This is a genomic window from Burkholderia sp. MSMB0856 (genome assembly GCF_001524645.2).
GTDB lineage: Bacteria > Pseudomonadota > Gammaproteobacteria > Burkholderiales > Burkholderiaceae > Burkholderia > Burkholderia diffusa.
Genome location: NZ_CP013427.1, coordinates 3,363,154 through 3,378,880, shown reverse-complemented (window position 1 = coordinate 3,378,880; position 15,727 = coordinate 3,363,154). Strand labels below are relative to the sequence as shown.

The following is a 15,727-nucleotide window of genomic DNA, read 5'->3' as shown; positions in this document are numbered from 1 at the left end:
GCCGCGGACGGCGCCGGCCGTGGCCGGCCGCCATGCGCGGCGGGGAGGGCGGGGGCGCGCGTCAGTCGCGCTTCTTCGCGCGCGGATGTGCGCTGTCGTAAATTTTCGCGAGATGCTGGAAGTCGAGCGACGTGTAGACCTGCGTCGCGGCGACGCTCGCGTGGCCCAGCAGTTCCTGCACCGCGCGCAGGTCGCCGCTTGACTGCAGCACGTGCGTCGCGAACGAATGGCGCAGCACGTGCGGGTGGACGTTGGCGGGGATGCCCGCTGCCAGCGCCGCGCGCTTCACGCGGTCGCGCACGACGCCCGGCGCCATCCGGTTGCCGCGCACGGACACGAACAGCGGATGCGGATCGTGCTTCACGAATTCGCCGCGCACCGCGAGCCACGCGTTCAGCGCCTCGATCGCCTTGCGGCCGACCGGCACCTTGCGTTCCTTGTTGCCCTTGCCGCGCACGGTGACTTCGGCTTCGGCGAGATCGAGCCAGCCGGCCGAGCGGTAGCCGTCCGCCTGCGTGTACATGACGTCGAGGCCGACCAGTTCGGCGAGGCGCAGCCCGGACGAATAGAACAGCTCGAGGATCGCGTGATCGCGGATGCCTTCGGTCGTGCCGGCGAGCGGCGCGTCCATCAATGCCGATGCGTCGTCGACCGACAGCGCCTTCGGCAGGGTCTTCGGTCGCTTCGGCGCACGCACCGCGGCGACGGGGTTCGCGGGCATCTCGATGCGCTGCGCGAGCCAGCGGTAGAACGCACGCCATGCCGACAGCCGGTGCGCGATCGAGCGCGCGGACAGCCCGCCCGCATGCGCGCGGGCGACCGCGCCGCGCATGTCGGCGGCCGTCAGCGCGTCGAGCGGGCGGCCGGCGGCGAGCTTCTTCAGTTCGTCGAGTTCGTGCGTGTATGCGCGCAGCGTGTGTTCCGACAGCTGCCTGACGTGCTTCAGGTTCGACAGGTAGGCGGCGATCGGATCGTCGGTCATGGGAGCGGGATCAGTGCGGCAGCAGGCGCGTGAGCGCGGCGCTCGCGAGCGTCGCGATCTGCGCGAGGAAGTCGGTCGCCATCCCGTCGTGGAAGCGGCGCGGATCGGGCGAGCCGAGCACCAGCAGGCCGAATGCGGGGGCGTCGGTGCCGCCGAGCGGCGCGCGCAGCGCGAGCAGCGCGACCGAGGTGGCCGCGCCGTCGCCGGCCGGCGCGGCTTCAGCGCCTTCCGCCGCATTCACGGCCGGCGCCGCGAGCGCGGGCGCGAGCCACTGGGCGGCTTCGAATCCGGTGTTCGCGCCGCAGTACGGCGTCGACAGCCCGTTCGTGAACAGGCGCACTTCCTCGCCGACCTGGCGCGCGAAATCGGCCTGCGCGTAAGTGTCGGCGACGTCCCACACGCGCAGCGCGGTCTGCGGCACGTCGAACACGTCGGCGATGCCTTCGGCGATCGTGCGCGGCAGCGCGTACGGGTCGCGTTCCGCGATCACGCGCGCGGTCCAGCGGCTGAACTTCGCGGACAGGCTGTCGTTTTCGTGGCCGTAGCGCACGAGCTCGGCGAGCCGGCGCTCGAGATGCTTGTTCTTGTCGCGCAGCATCTCCATCTGCCGCTCCTGCAGCGAGATCGCGGCCTTGCCGTGCGGGTTTGCGAGACGGATCGTCGCGAGCAGTTCCGCGTGTTGCGCGAAGAATTCGGGATTGGCGAGCAGGTAGTCGGCGACTTCGCGATCGTTCATGTGGCTGGAGCGTTCAGTTATCAGGACGTTGAAGGGTCAGACGTTCAGGTCGATCTCGCCTTCGAACACGGTCGCGGCGGGCCCGGCCATCATCAGCGCGGCGGTTTCGTCGCGCGCGCCGTCCCAGCTGATCGTCAGCGTGCCGCCGTGCGTGTGCACGGTCACCGGCGAATCGAGCAGGCCGCGCCGGATGCCGGCCGCCACCGCCGCGCACGCGCCGGTGCCGCACGCGAGCGTCTCGCCCGCGCCGCGCTCGTACACGCGCAGCTTCACTTCGTTGCGCGACACGATCTGCATGAAACCGGCATTCACGCGCTGCGGGAAGCGGGCGTGAAGCTCGATCAACGGGCCTTCGTCGAGCACCGGATACGCTTCGGCGTCGTCGACGACCTGCACCGCGTGCGGGTTGCCCATCGACACCGTCGAGATCCAGCGCGTGTGGCCGCCGACGTCGAGCGGCCACAGCGTGTCGTTGCCTTCGGTCCGGCCATCGAGCCCCGAGGCGTCGAACGGCACCTGCGCCGGCGCGAACACGGGCGCGCCCATGTCGACGACGACTTCGCCGTCGTCCTGCATCGTCAGCGTGATCAGGCCCTTCATCACCTGCACGCGCACGCTGCGCTTGTCGGTCAGGCCGCGGTCGCTGACGAACTTCACGAAGCACCGCGCGCCGTTGCCGCAATGTTCGACTTCGCCACCGTCGCAATTGAAGATCCGGTATTTGAAGTCCGCGCCGTCGACGGTCGGTTTCTCGACGAGCAGCAACTGGTCGGCGCCGATGCCGAAGTGTCGGTTGGCGAGCGCGCGCACCTGCGCCTCGGTGAGCGGCGGCAGCGCGCGCGAATAGCTGTCGAGCACGACGAAGTCGTTACCCGCGCCGTGCATCTTGGTGAACGAGAGTTTCACTGGGTCCGGAATTCCATGGCGAACAGGGCGGTCGGCACGGCGGACGCGGCGTGCCGCCAGGCCGGGCGGCGTCGTTCGTCGTGCTGATCTCAACCGCAAATGATACATGCAGCCGACAGGGGCGTCCTGCGCGGGCGGGGCGTCATTCGGATGGCCGGGCGAGGAAAACGGCGGGAGGGCGGATCCGTGGCTCGCGCAGCAGTCGGCCCACGATTTTCTGGCAGGCGCGCGCGAAAGGCGCGCCGAAGGCGGAACGGGTGCGGGCGCGCATCTGACGGGGCGCCCGCGGGTTCGGCTCAGTAGAGGCTCGGCTCGCCGGGCGGGCGCGTCTTGAAGCGCTTGTGCACCCAGTAATACTGCTCCGGCATCAGCGGAATCTGCTCCTCGAGGAATTCGTTCATCCGCCGCGCGTCGAGATCGTCGTCGCCGGTCGGGTAGTTGTCCCACGGCTTGAACACCTTCAGCCGGTATCCCTTGTAGTTCGGCAGCACCTCGCCGATGAACGGCACGACCTGCGCGCGGCCCGTCTTCGCGAGCCGACCCACGGCCGTCAACGTGCACGCCGGCACGCCGAAGAAGGGTACGAACGTCGAATTGCGCAGACCGTAGTCCATGTCGGCGCCGAGCATCACCGGCTTGCGGTCGCGGAGCCAGCGCAGCACGACGCGCGCGCTGTCCGCGCGGCCGACCATCTCGGCGTCGAAACGCCCGCGGGCCTGCTTCGCCTCTTCCTCGAGCACGGCATTCGAGAACGGCTGGTACAGCGACCCGCAGCGGCGCTGCAGCGACCGGTTCAGCCAGATCGAGCCGGCCTCGATGCCGACGAAATGCAGGCCCAGGAACAGCGTCGGGGGCAGATCCGGATCGGTGAGATCGACCGCGCTGTCGACCTGGATCAGCTTCGCGAGCTTGCGCTCGGAGCCGAACCACTGGACGCTGCGCTCGACGTAGCTGCGGATCGCGTGGCGAAAGTGCTGGCCCGCCACTTCCTCGCGCCGTTCGTCGCTCCAGTCGGGGAAGCAGAGTTTCAGATTGGTATGTACGATGCGCTTTCGCCGGCTGGGAATCTGGTACAGCAGCCAGCCGAGGCCGTCGCCGAACCGTGCGGTCAAGCCGTACGGCAGCAGGGCGAACAGCTTCAGCAAGCCGATGGCGAGGTGCGTGCCGAGGCGGCCTAGCATGCGGAATCTCCGTGGGGCCGGCTGGCCGGCACGTTGCGAACAGGGGGGTAGGACAGCGGACGATGCAGCACGGGTGGCGCTCTGTGACAATTCACGAAAGCCGCTATAATACGGGCTTCGCCGAGTTAACTGACAACTTGCGGGGCGAAGCCGGCTGGCGCGAAGCGCGCTGCCCGGTCCTGGTAATCCGCTAAAGCGTCGCCGCTTCAGGCCCAACGAAGCTGGCTACGTGAAACCAACCGTAACCACACAGGAGCCTGAAAAAGTGGCAAACGATTATCTCTTCACGTCCGAATCCGTCTCCGAAGGCCATCCGGACAAGGTCGCGGACCAAATCTCGGACGCGATTCTCGACGCCATCCTCGAGCAGGACAAATATTCGCGCGTTGCAGCCGAAACGCTGTGCAACACGGGTCTCGTCGTTCTGGCCGGTGAAATCACCACGACGGCCAACATCGACTACATCCAGATCGCGCGCGACACCATCAAGCGCATCGGCTACGACAACACCGACTACGGCATCGACTACAAGGGTTGCGCGGTGCTCGTCGCGTACGACAAGCAGTCGCCGGACATCGCGCAAGGCGTCGACCGCGCGCATGACGACAACCTCGATCAAGGCGCGGGCGACCAGGGCCTGATGTTCGGTTACGCATGCGACGAAACGCCGGAACTGATGCCGCTGCCGATCCACCTGTCGCACCGTCTCGTCGAGCGTCAGGCGAGCCTGCGCCGCGACGGCCGCCTGCAGTGGCTGCGCCCGGACGCGAAGTCGCAGGTGACGATCCGCTACGTCGACGGCAAGCCCGATTCGATCGACACCGTCGTGCTGTCGACGCAGCACGCACCGGACATCGAACTGCCGGCGCTGCGCGAAGCCGTGATCGAGGAAATCATCAAGCCGACGCTGCCGGCCGACCTGATCAAGGGCGACATCAAGTTCCTGGTGAACCCGACCGGCCGGTTCGTGATCGGCGGCCCGCAGGGCGACTGCGGTCTGACGGGCCGCAAGATCATCGTCGATACCTACGGCGGTGCCGCACCGCACGGCGGCGGCGCGTTCTCGGGCAAGGATCCGTCGAAGGTCGACCGTTCGGCAGCGTATGCCGGCCGTTACGTCGCGAAGAACATCGTCGCGGCAGGCCTCGCATCGCGCGCGCTGATCCAGGTGTCGTACGCGATCGGCGTCGCCGAGCCGACCTCGGTGATGGTCAACACGTTCGGCACGGGCCGCGTGTCGGATGCGGTGATCACGAAGCTCGTGCGCGAGCATTTCGACCTGCGTCCGAAGGGCATCATCAAGATGCTCGACCTGCTGCGCCCGATCTACGAGAAGACGGCAGCTTACGGCCACTTCGGCCGCGAAGAGCCGGAATTCTCGTGGGAAGCGACCGACAAGGCGCTCGCACTGGCCGAAGCGGCCGGCGTGGAGCCGACGGCACGCGTCGCGTAAGCGTCGTCCGCCCGAAACGAAAAACCCCGGCATGCCGGGGTTTTTTTTATGCCTGTCGATCGCCGTCGGAATGACGGCGTCGCGGCGATCGTGGCGAGCGCTGCCCGCCGGCGCGGCTTCAGCGTGCGCTGAAGCCGAACCAGCCGTTGCTGGCCGCGAGGCGGCGCGGGCGGTTGATGCGGCGCTGCGGGCCCAATGTGCGGCGCAGCGCGAGCGCGCGCAGCGACGACGGTTTCTGCAGCAGCGAGCGCAGGCCGGCGCGGCGTGCGAACGCCTGCGCGCTCATCATCGAGAAGAACGCGTGGAACCAGGCACGGATGCCGTCCAGCCGGCTGTGCGCGTGCGTGTGCTCGGCGAGCGCCTGCGTGCGTGCGCGATGATGGCGCAGCGGGCGGGCGGGAGCGGACGGCGCGACGCGTTTCGCAGTGCGGTTGAGACGGGAAGTCAGACGGAATGGCATGTGAACGATGCTTCGCTTGTATGAATGGCGCCCTTGAAAAGCGCACTGGTATGAACGGCCTCGGAAGGCGCAACGGATCTTAACGAAAGTCGTTGCGCGCCGCGCCCGCCAGAATTGACAGGCCGCGACAGGCTACAAGGGATTCATGACGTGCAAAAGTCGCGATAAACCCTTGTGCCGCAAGCGTGTGGCTGCATACCGCCTGTCGCTGAGGCTCGCGCTGCGCCGCACAGTTCCCTTGCGCCAGATCAAATCGGCGATTGGCATGCCCCTGCGTACGACAATGGCGCTGTTCGCGGCATCCGGCGCCGATTTACAATCGTCACATTCACACGATAAACGTCTGGCATCCCATGTCGTCTTCATTGCAGTCGGAATCGATCCGCGCGCAAGTCGCGGAATTGCGCGAACGCGGCTTCGTCGTCGCGCGCGGCCTCGTCGACGAGGCGCAGTGTGCGGCGCTCAAGCAAATCGCGGTGCGCCAGTTGCAGGAAGCGGCGGAGCCGATCGAGTTCGAGGCGGATTTGCGCTACCCGGGCGCGCCCGAATCGAAGCATGCGCCGGGCGGGCATACGGTGCGGCGGCTGCTGGATGCCTACACGCGCGATCCGGCGTTCGCCGCGCGCGCGATCGCGCCCGAAATCGGCGCGTGGATGCGCGAGTACTTCGGCGAGCAGCCGGTGCTGTCGCGCGCACATCACAACTGCATGATGACGAAGCACCCCGCGTACGGCAGCCTGACGGGCTGGCATCGCGACTTCCGCTATTGGTCGTTCGAACGCGCGGACATGGTGTCGGTGTGGCTCGCGCTCGGTCCGGAAACGAATGAAAACGGTGCGCTCTGGCTGGTGCCGGGTTCGCATACTGCCGAATTCGGGCCGGAAGCGTTCGACGACGCGAAATTCTTCCGCAGCGACCTGCCGGAAAACCGCAAGATGATCGACGCGGCAACCTGCCCGCCGCTCCAGACGGGCGACGTCGTGTTCTTCCACTGCAACACGCTGCATTCGGCGGGGCAGAACCGCTCCGACCAGGTGAAGTTCTCGCTCGTCTATACGTACCACGGCGTGAGCAACCGGCCGATGCCGGGCACGCGTTCGGCGGCGAAGCCGGAAGTGCAGTTCTAACGGCGGTTCGGGCGGCGGCGCAGCCGCGCCGGTTGTCCGATGCGGCGCTGCGGCCGCGCGGGCGGATGAACAAACGGGCGGCCTGGGCCGCCCGTTGCGTTTCGTGCAGCCCGCTCGTGCGATGCGGGCCGCCGGCGTGCGTCGCGCGGCCGCGCGATCAGCGCTTGTTGCCCGGCATCGCGAGGCCGATCAGGCCGATCAGCGATGCGACGGCGCCGCCGGCGATCAGCAGGATCGTCTTCGTGGCGGGTGAGCCGGTGAAGAAGCGCGACACGTTGTCGTTGATCGAATGGAACGACTGGCCGCCGAAATACAGCAGCACGACGCCGCCGACGAGCAGCGCAACCGAGATGACCCGGGACATACCAACCTCGCTGTAACGGTGATTCGAGACGCCGCAGTGTAGGCGACGCACGCGGTCGCGTCCATGGTCGTGCGCGCTTCGGCCACGTTCGATACCATAACCGTCGTACGTTTCCCTCGCCGCCGGCGCGCGATGTTCGCGCGCGGCGCGCGTCCCATCCCCGACGTCTTCACGGAACCGACTCATGGCCTACGAAGCAGCTTCCGAACGTTATGCCGACATGCAATACCGCACCTGCGGCAAATCCGGGCTCAAACTGCCCGCCCTGTCGCTCGGCCTGTGGCACAACTTTGGCGACTCGACGCCGATCGCGACGCAGCGCGACATCCTGCGCACCGCGTTCGACCTCGGCATCAATCACTTCGACCTCGCGAACAACTACGGGCCGCCGTACGGCAGCGCCGAAACCAACTTCGGCCGGCTGCTGAAGGAAGATTTCCGGCCATACCGTGACGAGCTGCTGATCTCGACGAAGGCCGGCTGGGACATGTGGCCGGGGCCGTACGGCAGCGGCGGCGGGTCGCGCAAGTACGTGCTCGCGAGCCTCGACCAGAGCCTGCAGCGGATGGGGCTCGACTACGTCGACATCTTCTATTCGCACCGCTTCGACGCGCACACGCCGCTCGAGGAAACCGCCGGCGCACTCGCATCGGCCGTGCAGCAGGGCAAGGCGCTGTACATCGGCATTTCGTCGTACTCGGCCGCGAAGACGCGCGAGATGGCCGAACTGCTCGCGCAATACAAGGTGCCGCTGCTGATCCACCAGCCGTCATACAACATGCTGAACCGCTGGGTCGAGCAGGATCTGCTTGGCACGCTCGACGACATCGGCACGGGCAGCATCGCGTTCACGCCGCTCGCGCAGGGGCTGCTGACGTCGAAATATCTGAACGGCGTGCCGGCCGATGCGCGCGTGAACAAGCCGGGCGGCGGCTCGCTGAAGCAGGATCACCTGAGCGCGGACAACCTCGAGCACGTGCGCAAGCTCAACGGCATCGCGGAGCGGCGCGGGCAGAGCCTCGCGCAGATGGCGCTCGCATGGGTGTTGCGCAATGGCCGCGTGACGTCCGCGCTGATCGGCGCGAGCCGTGCGGAGCAGGTGCGTGAAAACGTCGGCGCGCTGAAGAATCTCGAATTCTCGGCCGACGAACTCGCGGAGATCGATCGCTACGCGACCGAGGGCGGCATCAATCTGTGGGAAAAACCGTCCACCGATCAGGCAATCTGATCGGCATCAAGGAAAGTCGATACGGGATGCGAATCATTGCATGCCGTATCGCTGTGCACGCACACAAGCGGTTACGTCGCCGCGATGCGGCAGCGTGACCGGCGCACGCCAACGCGTCGCTAGAGCAGCGCGGGCAGGCCTTCGACGAGCAATACCGCCACGCCGACGCCGAGGATGACGCCGAGCACGCGCAGCAGGTTGTGACGGAATTCGGTTGCGCACGGCACCGCGCCGAGAAATAGCGCGCCGGCCAGCGCCATCGGAATCAACAGGATGAAGTCGCCGATCGTGAAGTAGGTCGTCATGCGTGTCTCCATAGCCGGCTGGAACAGGCGCACACGCGTCTTCCAGCCCCTAGCCGGGCATTTCTCGTATTGGGCCGACCCCATTGCGAAGGGGGCCGGCAGTTCGAGTATAGGCAACGTCGCTGCGTTTTTCGCTATCCGAACCATTAAAAGTATGCGGAAAACCCCGGGGATTCCGCACTTTTCCGGTAAGTCGGACGAATGCCTTGCACCATTCTTTCCCGCTCCTTTCGGTTCGCGCTGAAACGTCGGACATGTTCGATACGGGCCGTCGCACCCGCAGGTGCGGCGGCCCGTCTGTCTACGCGCGATCGGGTCGCGCGCGAACGGCCGGCGTGCGGAACACGAGCGCGAGCCCCGCGACGATCGCGCCCATGCCGGCGAGCGCGAGCGGTTCAGGCCGGTTGCCGAGCCAGACCGCGTCCATCAGCGTGGTGACGACGGGCACGAGATAGAACAGGCTCGTCACGTTGACGAGATCGCCGCGTTGCATCAACCGGTAGAACAGCAACTGCGCGATCACCGAGATCACGATGCCGAGCCACAGCAGCGGGACGATGAACGCCCAGCCGACCTCGACCGAGATCGGCCGGAACGGCAGGATCGCCACGCACAGCGCGAGGCCGATCGCGTTCTGCAGCGGCAACACGTCGGCGGGCGCCGCGCGCACGCGCTTTTGCAGCAGCGAGCCGGCGGTCAGCGCGACGAGCGCCGTGAGCGCGCAGGCGACGCCCATGATCGGCAGGCCCGCACCGCCCACGCCGCGGCACACGACGAGCGCGAGACCGGCCAGCGACAGCCCGAGCCCCGCGACGCGCATCGGTTGCCAGCGCCGCTCGACGATCGCGAGCGTGAGGATCGGCTGCACGCCGAGGATCGTTGCCAGCACGCCCGGCGCGATCCCGCGCTCGAGCGCGAGCAGATAGAAGATCGAATAGCCGCCCATCATCAGCAGGCCGGTCAGCGCGGCCATGCGCCGCTCGCCGCGCGGCGGCAGCCAGCGTCCGCGCATGACGGCCGGCACGACCAGCACGAGTGACGCGAGCGCGAAGCGTGCGGTGAGAAAGACGAACGCGGATGCGTGACGCAGACCGAGTTCAGCGAAGATCGCGCCGCTGCTCCACAGCAAGACGAAGAGCGACGTTACGCCATGCGCGGCGAGCGCGCGTTTGAACGAAACCATGTGAATCCACCTGTCGAACGGATCGAAACGTTCCACGTCGCGCGCGCGGGAACGCGCCGTGCGTCATGGCGCACGAACGGCCGCAAACGGGCGAAGGGAAAACGGAAACCGAAAGCCGGCTGGTCAGCCGACGCGTGCCGCCGGCGGGGGCGGCGGGGCGCCGACGAGCGGCGGTGCGACAGGAGGAGGGAGGACCGACGGATGCGCGCACGCCTGCGGCCGCGAGTCGAACTGCGGCCGGGAATTTGCGAGAGCGGACGTGAGCGGTTGCATCGTGTCGAAATGCGCTTGAACGCGAATGAACGTCAAAGGTAACGCAGGGCGGCCGCCTGATGCAACCACGGTCGGCGGGAGGCCGGTGCCGTGCGTGTGGCCGGATTCGGCGGACGGTCACATTCGACAGGGTATGATGGGGGTATCCGCCCGTGCAAGCGCACGCGCGGCGCAGTGGTTGATTGGAGACATTCGACGAATTCGCGGCACTTCGCCTGCTTCTTCTTCTTTTCGCGCTTCGATAAACCGTGAACAATGGGATCACGCGCAACACCCCGACGAGGGCGGCGCGGATCGTGCATTTGCCGGCTCGCCAGCGAGCCGGGTTTCAAGTTTCAAGAGTGGGGAACCATCATGCATGTCGGGTCGATTGTCTGCACTACCCATATCGCGGTGCCCAAGGGCGCGCGCGGCATCGTTCAGCGTGTTCTGGGCGACATGGCCATGGTGACCTGGTACGCGGGCGTGCCGGGCGAGTCGAAGGAACTCAACACCGAGCCGTTCTTTCTCGAGGACCTGATCGACACCGGCGAATCCGTGCTGCCGGCCGGCGCCGCGATCCACTGAGCGCGCGTGCCGCACCGGACGCTCGTGTTTCGGCGCGGCTGACGGCACAATGCGGGGCATGAAAGACGTCACTTCCGCCCCCGAAGTTCCCGCCGGCCCGCCGTTCGCCGGCCTCACGCCCGAGTGCGTGCTCGACGCGCTCGACAGCGTGCTGATGCCGACCGGGCTGCGCACCGACGGGCGCCTGCTCGCCCTCAACAGCTACGAAAACCGCGTCTACCAGGTCGGCATCGAGGACGGCCCGCCCGTCGTCGCGAAGTTCTACCGGCCCGCGCGCTGGTCGGACGAAGCGATCCTGGAAGAGCACGCGTTCGTCGCCGAACTCGCCGCGCGCGAGATTCCGGCGGTGCCCGCGCGCGTTATCGACGGCCTCACGCTGCACGCGTTCGACGGCTTCCGCTTCTCGATCTTCGAGCGGCGCGGCGGTCGCGCGCCCGACCTCGACCGCAGCGACACGCTCGAATGGCTCGGCCGCTTCATCGGCCGGATTCACGCGGTCGGCGCGACGCAGCCGTATGTCGCGCGTCCCGTGCTCGACATCCGCACGTTCGGCTACGAGCCGCGCGACTATCTGCTCGCGCACGATTTCATTCCTGACGATGTACGGCCCGCCTACGAGACGGCGGTGACGCTCGCGCTCGAAGGCGTCGAGGCTGCGTTCGAGCGGGCGGGCGAGATCCGTCTGCTGCGCACGCATGGCGACTGTCATCCGAGCAACGTGCTGTGGGCCGATGCGGGCCCGCATTTCGTCGACTTCGACGACAGCCGGATGGCGCCCGCGGTCCAGGATCTGTGGCTGCTGCTGCCCGGCGATCGCGAAGGCGCGTCGCGCGCGCTTGCGGACCTGCTCGCCGGTTATGAGGACTTCTGCGAATTCGAGCCGCGCGAACTGCATCTGGTCGAAGCGCTGCGCACGCTGCGCTTGATCCACTACGCGGCATGGCTCGCACGCCGCTGGGACGATCCGGCGTTTCCGGCCGCGTTCCCGTGGTTCAACACGCATCGCTACTGGGAAGCACGCGTGCTCGAGCTGCGCGAGCAGATCGGCGCGATGCAGGAAGGGCCGCTCTGGCCCGTGTGACGGCGCGCGCGGCAACGTCGCCGCGCGGCAGGTTCGGGCGGGCCGACGCGCAACGCGCGGCCCGCGCCGCTCAGAACTTCAACATCATCCGGATCACCGCGGCGAAGCGCTTGCCGTAAGGCGGCGCGATCAGCCCGCGGGTATTCAGGCGCGCCTGCGTGAGCACGGGCTTCATCTTCGAGAACGTCACGAAGCCGTCGTAGCCGTGATACGCGCCCATCCCGCTCGCGCCGACGCCGCCGAACGGCAAACTGCCGCACGCGATGTGCAGCAACGCATCGTTGACCGTCACGCCGCCGGAGATCGTTTCGCGCATCACGCGGTCGACCGTGCCGCCATCCTCATCGAACAGATACAGCGCGAGCGGTCGCGGGCGCGCGTTCACGTACGCGATCGCTTCGTCGAGCCGCTCGTACGGCACGAGCGGCAGCAGCGGCCCGAAGATCTCCTCCTGCATCAGCTGCGACGCGGCCGGCACGTGCGTGACCGCGCACGGCACGAAGCGGCGCGACGCGGGATCGGACGGCACGTCCGACAGCGGATGCAGTTGCGCGCCGGCGGCCTGCGCGTCGGTCGCGAGCTGTTGCAGCCGGGCGTAATGGCGCGGCGACACGATCGTCGTGTAGTCGCCGTTGGTCGACAGGTCCGGATACAGCTTCGCGAAGCGCGCGCGTGCGCGCTCGATGAACGCGGCTTCCATCCCGCGCGGCAGCAGCACGTAGTCGGGCGCGATGCAGGTCTGGCCCGCGTTCAGCGTCTTGCCGCCGACGATCGCGTCGACGGCCGCGTCGAAGCGTGCATTCGGGCCGACGATGGCCGGCGACTTGCCGCCGAGCTCGAGCGTGACCGGGGTGAGATTGTCGGCCGCGGCGCGCATCACGTGGCGGCCGACGTGCGTCGAGCCGGTGAACAGCAGGTGATCGAACGGCAGCGCGCTGAACGCGGCGCCGACCTCCGCATCGCCGTTCACGACGGCGACGTGGTCGCGCGAGAAGGTCTTCGCGATCAGCTGTTCGAACAGCGCCGACGTGCGCGGCGTCAGTTCGGACATCTTGACGATCGCGCGGTTACCGGCCGCGAGCGCGCAGATCAGCGGGCCGGCCGCGAGCAGGATCGGATAGTTCCATGGCACGACGATGCCGACCACGCCGAGCGGCTGCGGCAGCACCTTCGCGCGCGCCGGCCGCAGCCACTTGTTCATCGGCTTGCGGATCGGCTTCATCCAGCGCTTGCCGTGCCTGAGCGCGTCGTCGATCTCTTCCTTCGCCATCCAGATTTCCGACAGCAGCACTTCCTGCTTCGCGCGATGCCCGAAGTCGGCACTGATCGCGTCGGCGAGCGCATCGGCGTGATCGATCAGCATCGTGCGCAGCGCGCGCAGGTGCTGCGCGCGGGTGTCCCACTCCGGGTACGGCGCGCGCAGGTAGGCCGCGCGCTGGTCGCGCAGCAGCGACGTCAAGGCATCGACCGACGGCAGCGCTTGCGGGGCCAGTTCGGGCAAATCGTTCTTCATGTCGTCTCCTCCAGTTGGGCGTGGCACGTCGGCCAGCAGTCAGGCCGCACGTGCCCGCTCGGCGAGCGTGGCGGGGCGGGTCGGGATGGCGCGCGTCGCGCGGCACGGGGCCGGATGCGAGGCACGGGCGAAAACAGGGTGCAGCGTGCGGCAAGCGTCGCATCCGCGCGACGGTGGTCGTGTCCGAAAACGGGATTCCACGGTCCGCGCGGATGGCCGGATGCGATGTCCGGCCAGTGTGCGATGGCGCGTGGCGGGCACTTGCCGGCGCACCGAAGCAGGGCAGTGCGATGCACGCGGCGAAGCACGCATCGGCAGGTCGTGCGGCGCATGCGACGAGCCGTCCAAACGGTCGGCGATACGTGGCGTCGTTCGATTTCGACCGGCCGCGCGCACGGTGTTGCACGTCACCGTCCGGGCATCCGTTTGAAATGAAATGCGGGCCGCGCGCGGTGCGTCCGGACAACCCGGTCGGCACGCGGCCTGCAGAACGTCGCGCTGCATCGTCGTCTCCCCAGTTTCGCGACGGCGCGGCTTCTGGCGGCCGATGCATCGCGTCGCATCAATCGATACATCTTAAATTTAGTTCACGCGGGCGTTTAGAGGAATCGCTCTTGAATCGGCGTGCCGCGCGCGCGACGGCCATTCCTACAATGCCCGAACATTACAAGCGGGAGCCGGCCGCGCCGGGCGCCGTTCATGACACGAAGGAGACGTGACATGCAATACGACTACATCATCGTCGGCGGAGGGTCGGGCGGCTCGAGCCTCGCCAGCCGCCTCGCCGATGCATGCCCCGACGCGACGATCGCGTTGATCGAGGCCGGCTCGCACACGGAGCGCAACCTGCTCGTCAACATGCCGGTGGGAATCGCGGCGCTCGTGCCGTTCAAGCTCGGCACGAATTACGGTTACGAGACGGTGCCGCAGCCGGGCCTCGGCGGCCGCCGAGGCTATCAGCCGCGCGGGCGCGGAATGGGCGGCTCGAGCGCGATCAACGCGATGATCTACACGCGCGGCCACCCGGGCGATTACGACGAATGGGCGCAACTCGGCGCGACGGGCTGGGGCTGGCAGGACGTGCTGCCGTATTTCCGCCGCGCGGAAGGCAACGCGCGCGGCGCCGATGCATGGCACGGCGCGGACGGCCCGCTGACGGTGTCCGATCTGCGCTTTCGCAATCCGTTCTCCGAACGATTCATCCAGGCCGCGCACGCGGCCGGCTATCCGCTCAACAACGACTTCAACGGTGCGACGCAGGAAGGCGTCGGCTTTTATCAGGTCACGCATCGCGACGGCTCGCGCTGCAGCGTCGCGCGTGCGTACATCTACGACCGCGACCGGCCGAACCTGCACGTGATCACCGATGCGACGGTGCTGCGCGTGGGCTTCGACGGCAAGCGCGCGGTCGGGGTCGTGGTGTCGCGCGACGGACGCGTCGAGACGCTCGGTGCACGCGCGGAAGTGATCCTGTCGGCCGGCGCGTTCAATTCGCCGCAACTGCTGATGTGCTCGGGGATCGGTCCGGCGGAACAGCTGCGCCGGCACGGGATCGCGGTCGTGCAGGACGCGCCGGACGTCGGCACCAACCTGATCGACCATATCGACTTCATCATCAACACGCGCGTGAATTCGTCGGAGCTGGTCGGCGTCTGCCTGCGCGGGATCTCGAAGATGACGCCGGCGCTCGCGCGCTACTTTTCGAGCCGCACGGGGATGATGACGAGCAACGTCGCGGAAGCCGGTGGCTTCATCAAGAGCGACCCGTCGCTCGATCGTCCGGACCTGCAGCTGCATTTCTGCACGGCGCTCGTCGACGATCACAACCGCAAGATGCACTGGGGCTTCGGCTATTCGCTGCACGTGTGCGCGCTGCGCCCGTTCAGCCGCGGCACGGTCGCGCTGGCGAGCGGCGATGCGCGCGACGCACCGCTGATCGATCCGCGCTTCTTCAGCGATACGCGCGATCTCGACCTGCTCGTGCGCGGCGCGCAGGCGATGCGCCGGATCCTGTCGCAGGCGCCGCTCGCGTCGCAGGGCGGGCGCGAGCTGTACACGCGGGCGGATCAAAGCGAAGCCGAGTTGCGCGCGACGATCGTCGCGCATGCCGACACGATCTATCACCCGGTCGGCACCTGCCGGATGGGCTCGGATGCGCGCGCGGTCGTGGATCCGCAACTGCGCGTGCGGGGCGTCGAGGGGCTGCGGGTGGTGGATGCGTCGGTGATGCCGACGCTGATCGGCGGCAACACGAATGCGCCGTCGGTGATGATCGGCGAGCGCGCGGCGGACTTCATCGTCGCGACGCGCCGGGGCGGCGGCGTGCCGCGCAACGAGGCGGCCGCGGCGGCGCACGGCCGCTGAGCGG

Annotated in this window: 15 protein-coding genes and 1 pseudogene; 7 read left to right on the top strand and 9 right to left on the bottom strand. The window is 67.9% G+C overall.

Annotated features, from left to right (window positions below):
- Positions 1–61: 61 nt before the first annotated feature.
- From xerC to dapF, 3 genes are read right to left on the bottom strand one after another with little or no spacing between them, the layout of a single operon-like run.
- Positions 62–982 carry a tyrosine recombinase XerC gene (gene xerC / locus WS87_RS17055; protein ID WP_059534976.1) on the bottom strand — a complete coding sequence of 307 codons (921 nt, stop codon included), beginning with the start codon at positions 980–982 and terminating at the stop codon, positions 62–64.
- 10 nt (positions 983–992) lie between these two features.
- Positions 993–1,718: a DUF484 family protein gene (locus tag WS87_RS17050; protein WP_059534978.1), complete on the bottom strand. Its 726-nt coding sequence runs from the start codon at positions 1,716–1,718 to the stop codon at positions 993–995.
- A 36-nt stretch (positions 1,719–1,754) separates the two neighbouring features.
- Entirely contained in the window at positions 1,755–2,624 is an 870-nt protein-coding gene (gene dapF / locus WS87_RS17045; protein ID WP_059691933.1) for a diaminopimelate epimerase, read from the bottom strand.
- A gap of 151 nt (positions 2,625–2,775) precedes the next feature.
- On the opposite strand from dapF, the pseudogene WS87_RS34260 reads away from it, so the two are divergent.
- Positions 2,776–2,899, top strand: a pseudogene (locus WS87_RS34260) (HigA family addiction module antitoxin); the annotation flags it as partial.
- A 21-nt stretch (positions 2,900–2,920) separates the two neighbouring features.
- Here the strand turns inward: WS87_RS34260 and lpxL are convergent.
- The gene (lpxL, locus tag WS87_RS17035) at positions 2,921–3,805 is read right to left on the bottom strand and encodes a lauroyl acyltransferase LpxL (RefSeq protein ID WP_059819943.1); all 885 of its coding nucleotides are present in this window, start codon (positions 3,803–3,805) and stop codon (positions 2,921–2,923) included.
- Positions 3,806–4,070: 265 nt separating this feature from the next.
- Here lpxL and metK point away from each other — a divergent pair, with 265 nt between their 5' ends.
- Positions 4,071–5,258: a methionine adenosyltransferase gene (gene metK, locus WS87_RS17030; protein WP_043184698.1), complete on the top strand. Its 1,188-nt coding sequence runs from the start codon at positions 4,071–4,073 to the stop codon at positions 5,256–5,258.
- 118 nt (positions 5,259–5,376) lie between these two features.
- On the opposite strand, the gene WS87_RS17025 is transcribed toward metK, so the two are convergent.
- Positions 5,377–5,718 carry a hypothetical protein gene (locus WS87_RS17025; RefSeq protein WP_059819942.1) on the bottom strand — a complete coding sequence of 114 codons (342 nt, stop codon included), beginning with the start codon at positions 5,716–5,718 and terminating at the stop codon, positions 5,377–5,379.
- A gap of 353 nt (positions 5,719–6,071) precedes the next feature.
- On the opposite strand from WS87_RS17025, the gene WS87_RS17020 reads away from it, so the two are divergent.
- On the top strand, positions 6,072–6,845 hold the full coding sequence (locus WS87_RS17020) for a phytanoyl-CoA dioxygenase family protein (protein WP_059819941.1): 774 nt from the start codon (positions 6,072–6,074) through the stop codon (positions 6,843–6,845).
- A gap of 157 nt (positions 6,846–7,002) precedes the next feature.
- On the opposite strand, the gene WS87_RS17015 is transcribed toward WS87_RS17020, so the two are convergent.
- The gene (locus WS87_RS17015) at positions 7,003–7,209 is read right to left on the bottom strand and encodes a DUF3185 family protein (RefSeq protein ID WP_059534988.1); all 207 of its coding nucleotides are present in this window, start codon (positions 7,207–7,209) and stop codon (positions 7,003–7,005) included.
- A 184-nt stretch (positions 7,210–7,393) separates the two neighbouring features.
- Between WS87_RS17015 and mgrA the strand changes: the two genes are divergently transcribed.
- Complete coding sequence (gene mgrA, locus WS87_RS17010; protein ID WP_059819940.1) at positions 7,394–8,437, top strand: L-glyceraldehyde 3-phosphate reductase; 1,044 nt, start codon at positions 7,394–7,396, stop codon at positions 8,435–8,437.
- Between the two features lie 119 nt (positions 8,438–8,556).
- On the opposite strand, the gene WS87_RS17005 is transcribed toward mgrA, so the two are convergent.
- Together WS87_RS17005 and WS87_RS17000 are read right to left on the bottom strand one after the other, a co-directional pair.
- Positions 8,557–8,742, bottom strand: a complete 186-nt coding sequence (locus WS87_RS17005) for a hypothetical protein (RefSeq protein WP_014895742.1) — start codon at positions 8,740–8,742, stop codon at positions 8,557–8,559.
- Positions 8,743–9,043: 301 nt separating this feature from the next.
- Positions 9,044–9,925, bottom strand: coding sequence for a DMT family transporter (locus WS87_RS17000; protein WP_059819939.1), 882 nt, complete (start codon positions 9,923–9,925; stop codon positions 9,044–9,046).
- A 627-nt stretch (positions 9,926–10,552) separates the two neighbouring features.
- Here WS87_RS17000 and WS87_RS16990 point away from each other — a divergent pair.
- A complete protein-coding gene (locus WS87_RS16990; protein ID WP_011886311.1) occupies positions 10,553–10,765 on the top strand; it encodes a hypothetical protein in 213 nt (70 codons plus the stop codon).
- Between the two features lie 58 nt (positions 10,766–10,823).
- The gene (locus WS87_RS16985) at positions 10,824–11,846 is read left to right on the top strand and encodes a serine/threonine protein kinase (protein ID WP_442861402.1); all 1,023 of its coding nucleotides are present in this window, start codon (positions 10,824–10,826) and stop codon (positions 11,844–11,846) included.
- Positions 11,847–11,916: 70 nt separating this feature from the next.
- On the opposite strand, the gene WS87_RS16980 is transcribed toward WS87_RS16985, so the two are convergent.
- Positions 11,917–13,359, bottom strand: a complete 1,443-nt coding sequence (locus WS87_RS16980) for a coniferyl aldehyde dehydrogenase (protein ID WP_059819937.1) — start codon at positions 13,357–13,359, stop codon at positions 11,917–11,919.
- A 720-nt stretch (positions 13,360–14,079) separates the two neighbouring features.
- On the opposite strand from WS87_RS16980, the gene WS87_RS16970 reads away from it, so the two are divergent.
- Entirely contained in the window at positions 14,080–15,723 is a 1,644-nt protein-coding gene (locus tag WS87_RS16970) for a GMC family oxidoreductase (RefSeq protein WP_059819936.1), read from the top strand.
- The last annotated feature ends 4 nt before the right edge of the window (positions 15,724–15,727 follow it).

Bases quoted from the DNA above. Each gene is read 5' to 3' on its own strand.
- WS87_RS17015 (WP_059534988.1), bottom strand. From the start codon at position 7,209: ATGTCCCGGGTCATCTCGGTTGCGCTGCTCGTCGGCGGCGTCGTGCTG.
- lpxL (WP_059819943.1), bottom strand. From the start codon at position 3,805: ATGCTAGGCCGCCTCGGCACGCACCTCGCCATCGGCTTGCTGAAGCTG.
- WS87_RS17020 (WP_059819941.1), top strand. From the start codon at position 6,072: ATGTCGTCTTCATTGCAGTCGGAATCGATCCGCGCGCAAGTCGCGGAA.
- WS87_RS17025 (WP_059819942.1), bottom strand. From the start codon at position 5,718: ATGCCATTCCGTCTGACTTCCCGTCTCAACCGCACTGCGAAACGCGTC.
- WS87_RS16980 (WP_059819937.1), bottom strand. From the start codon at position 13,359: ATGAAGAACGATTTGCCCGAACTGGCCCCGCAAGCGCTGCCGTCGGTC.
- WS87_RS17000 (WP_059819939.1), bottom strand. From the start codon at position 9,925: ATGGTTTCGTTCAAACGCGCGCTCGCCGCGCATGGCGTAACGTCGCTC.
- WS87_RS17050 (WP_059534978.1), bottom strand. From the start codon at position 1,718: ATGAACGATCGCGAAGTCGCCGACTACCTGCTCGCCAATCCCGAATTC.
- WS87_RS16990 (WP_011886311.1), top strand. From the start codon at position 10,553: ATGCATGTCGGGTCGATTGTCTGCACTACCCATATCGCGGTGCCCAAG.
- xerC (WP_059534976.1), bottom strand. From the start codon at position 982: ATGACCGACGATCCGATCGCCGCCTACCTGTCGAACCTGAAGCACGTC.
- WS87_RS17005 (WP_014895742.1), bottom strand. From the start codon at position 8,742: ATGACGACCTACTTCACGATCGGCGACTTCATCCTGTTGATTCCGATG.
- mgrA (WP_059819940.1), top strand. From the start codon at position 7,394: ATGGCCTACGAAGCAGCTTCCGAACGTTATGCCGACATGCAATACCGC.
- WS87_RS16985 (WP_442861402.1), top strand. From the start codon at position 10,824: ATGAAAGACGTCACTTCCGCCCCCGAAGTTCCCGCCGGCCCGCCGTTC.
- WS87_RS16970 (WP_059819936.1), top strand. From the start codon at position 14,080: ATGCAATACGACTACATCATCGTCGGCGGAGGGTCGGGCGGCTCGAGC.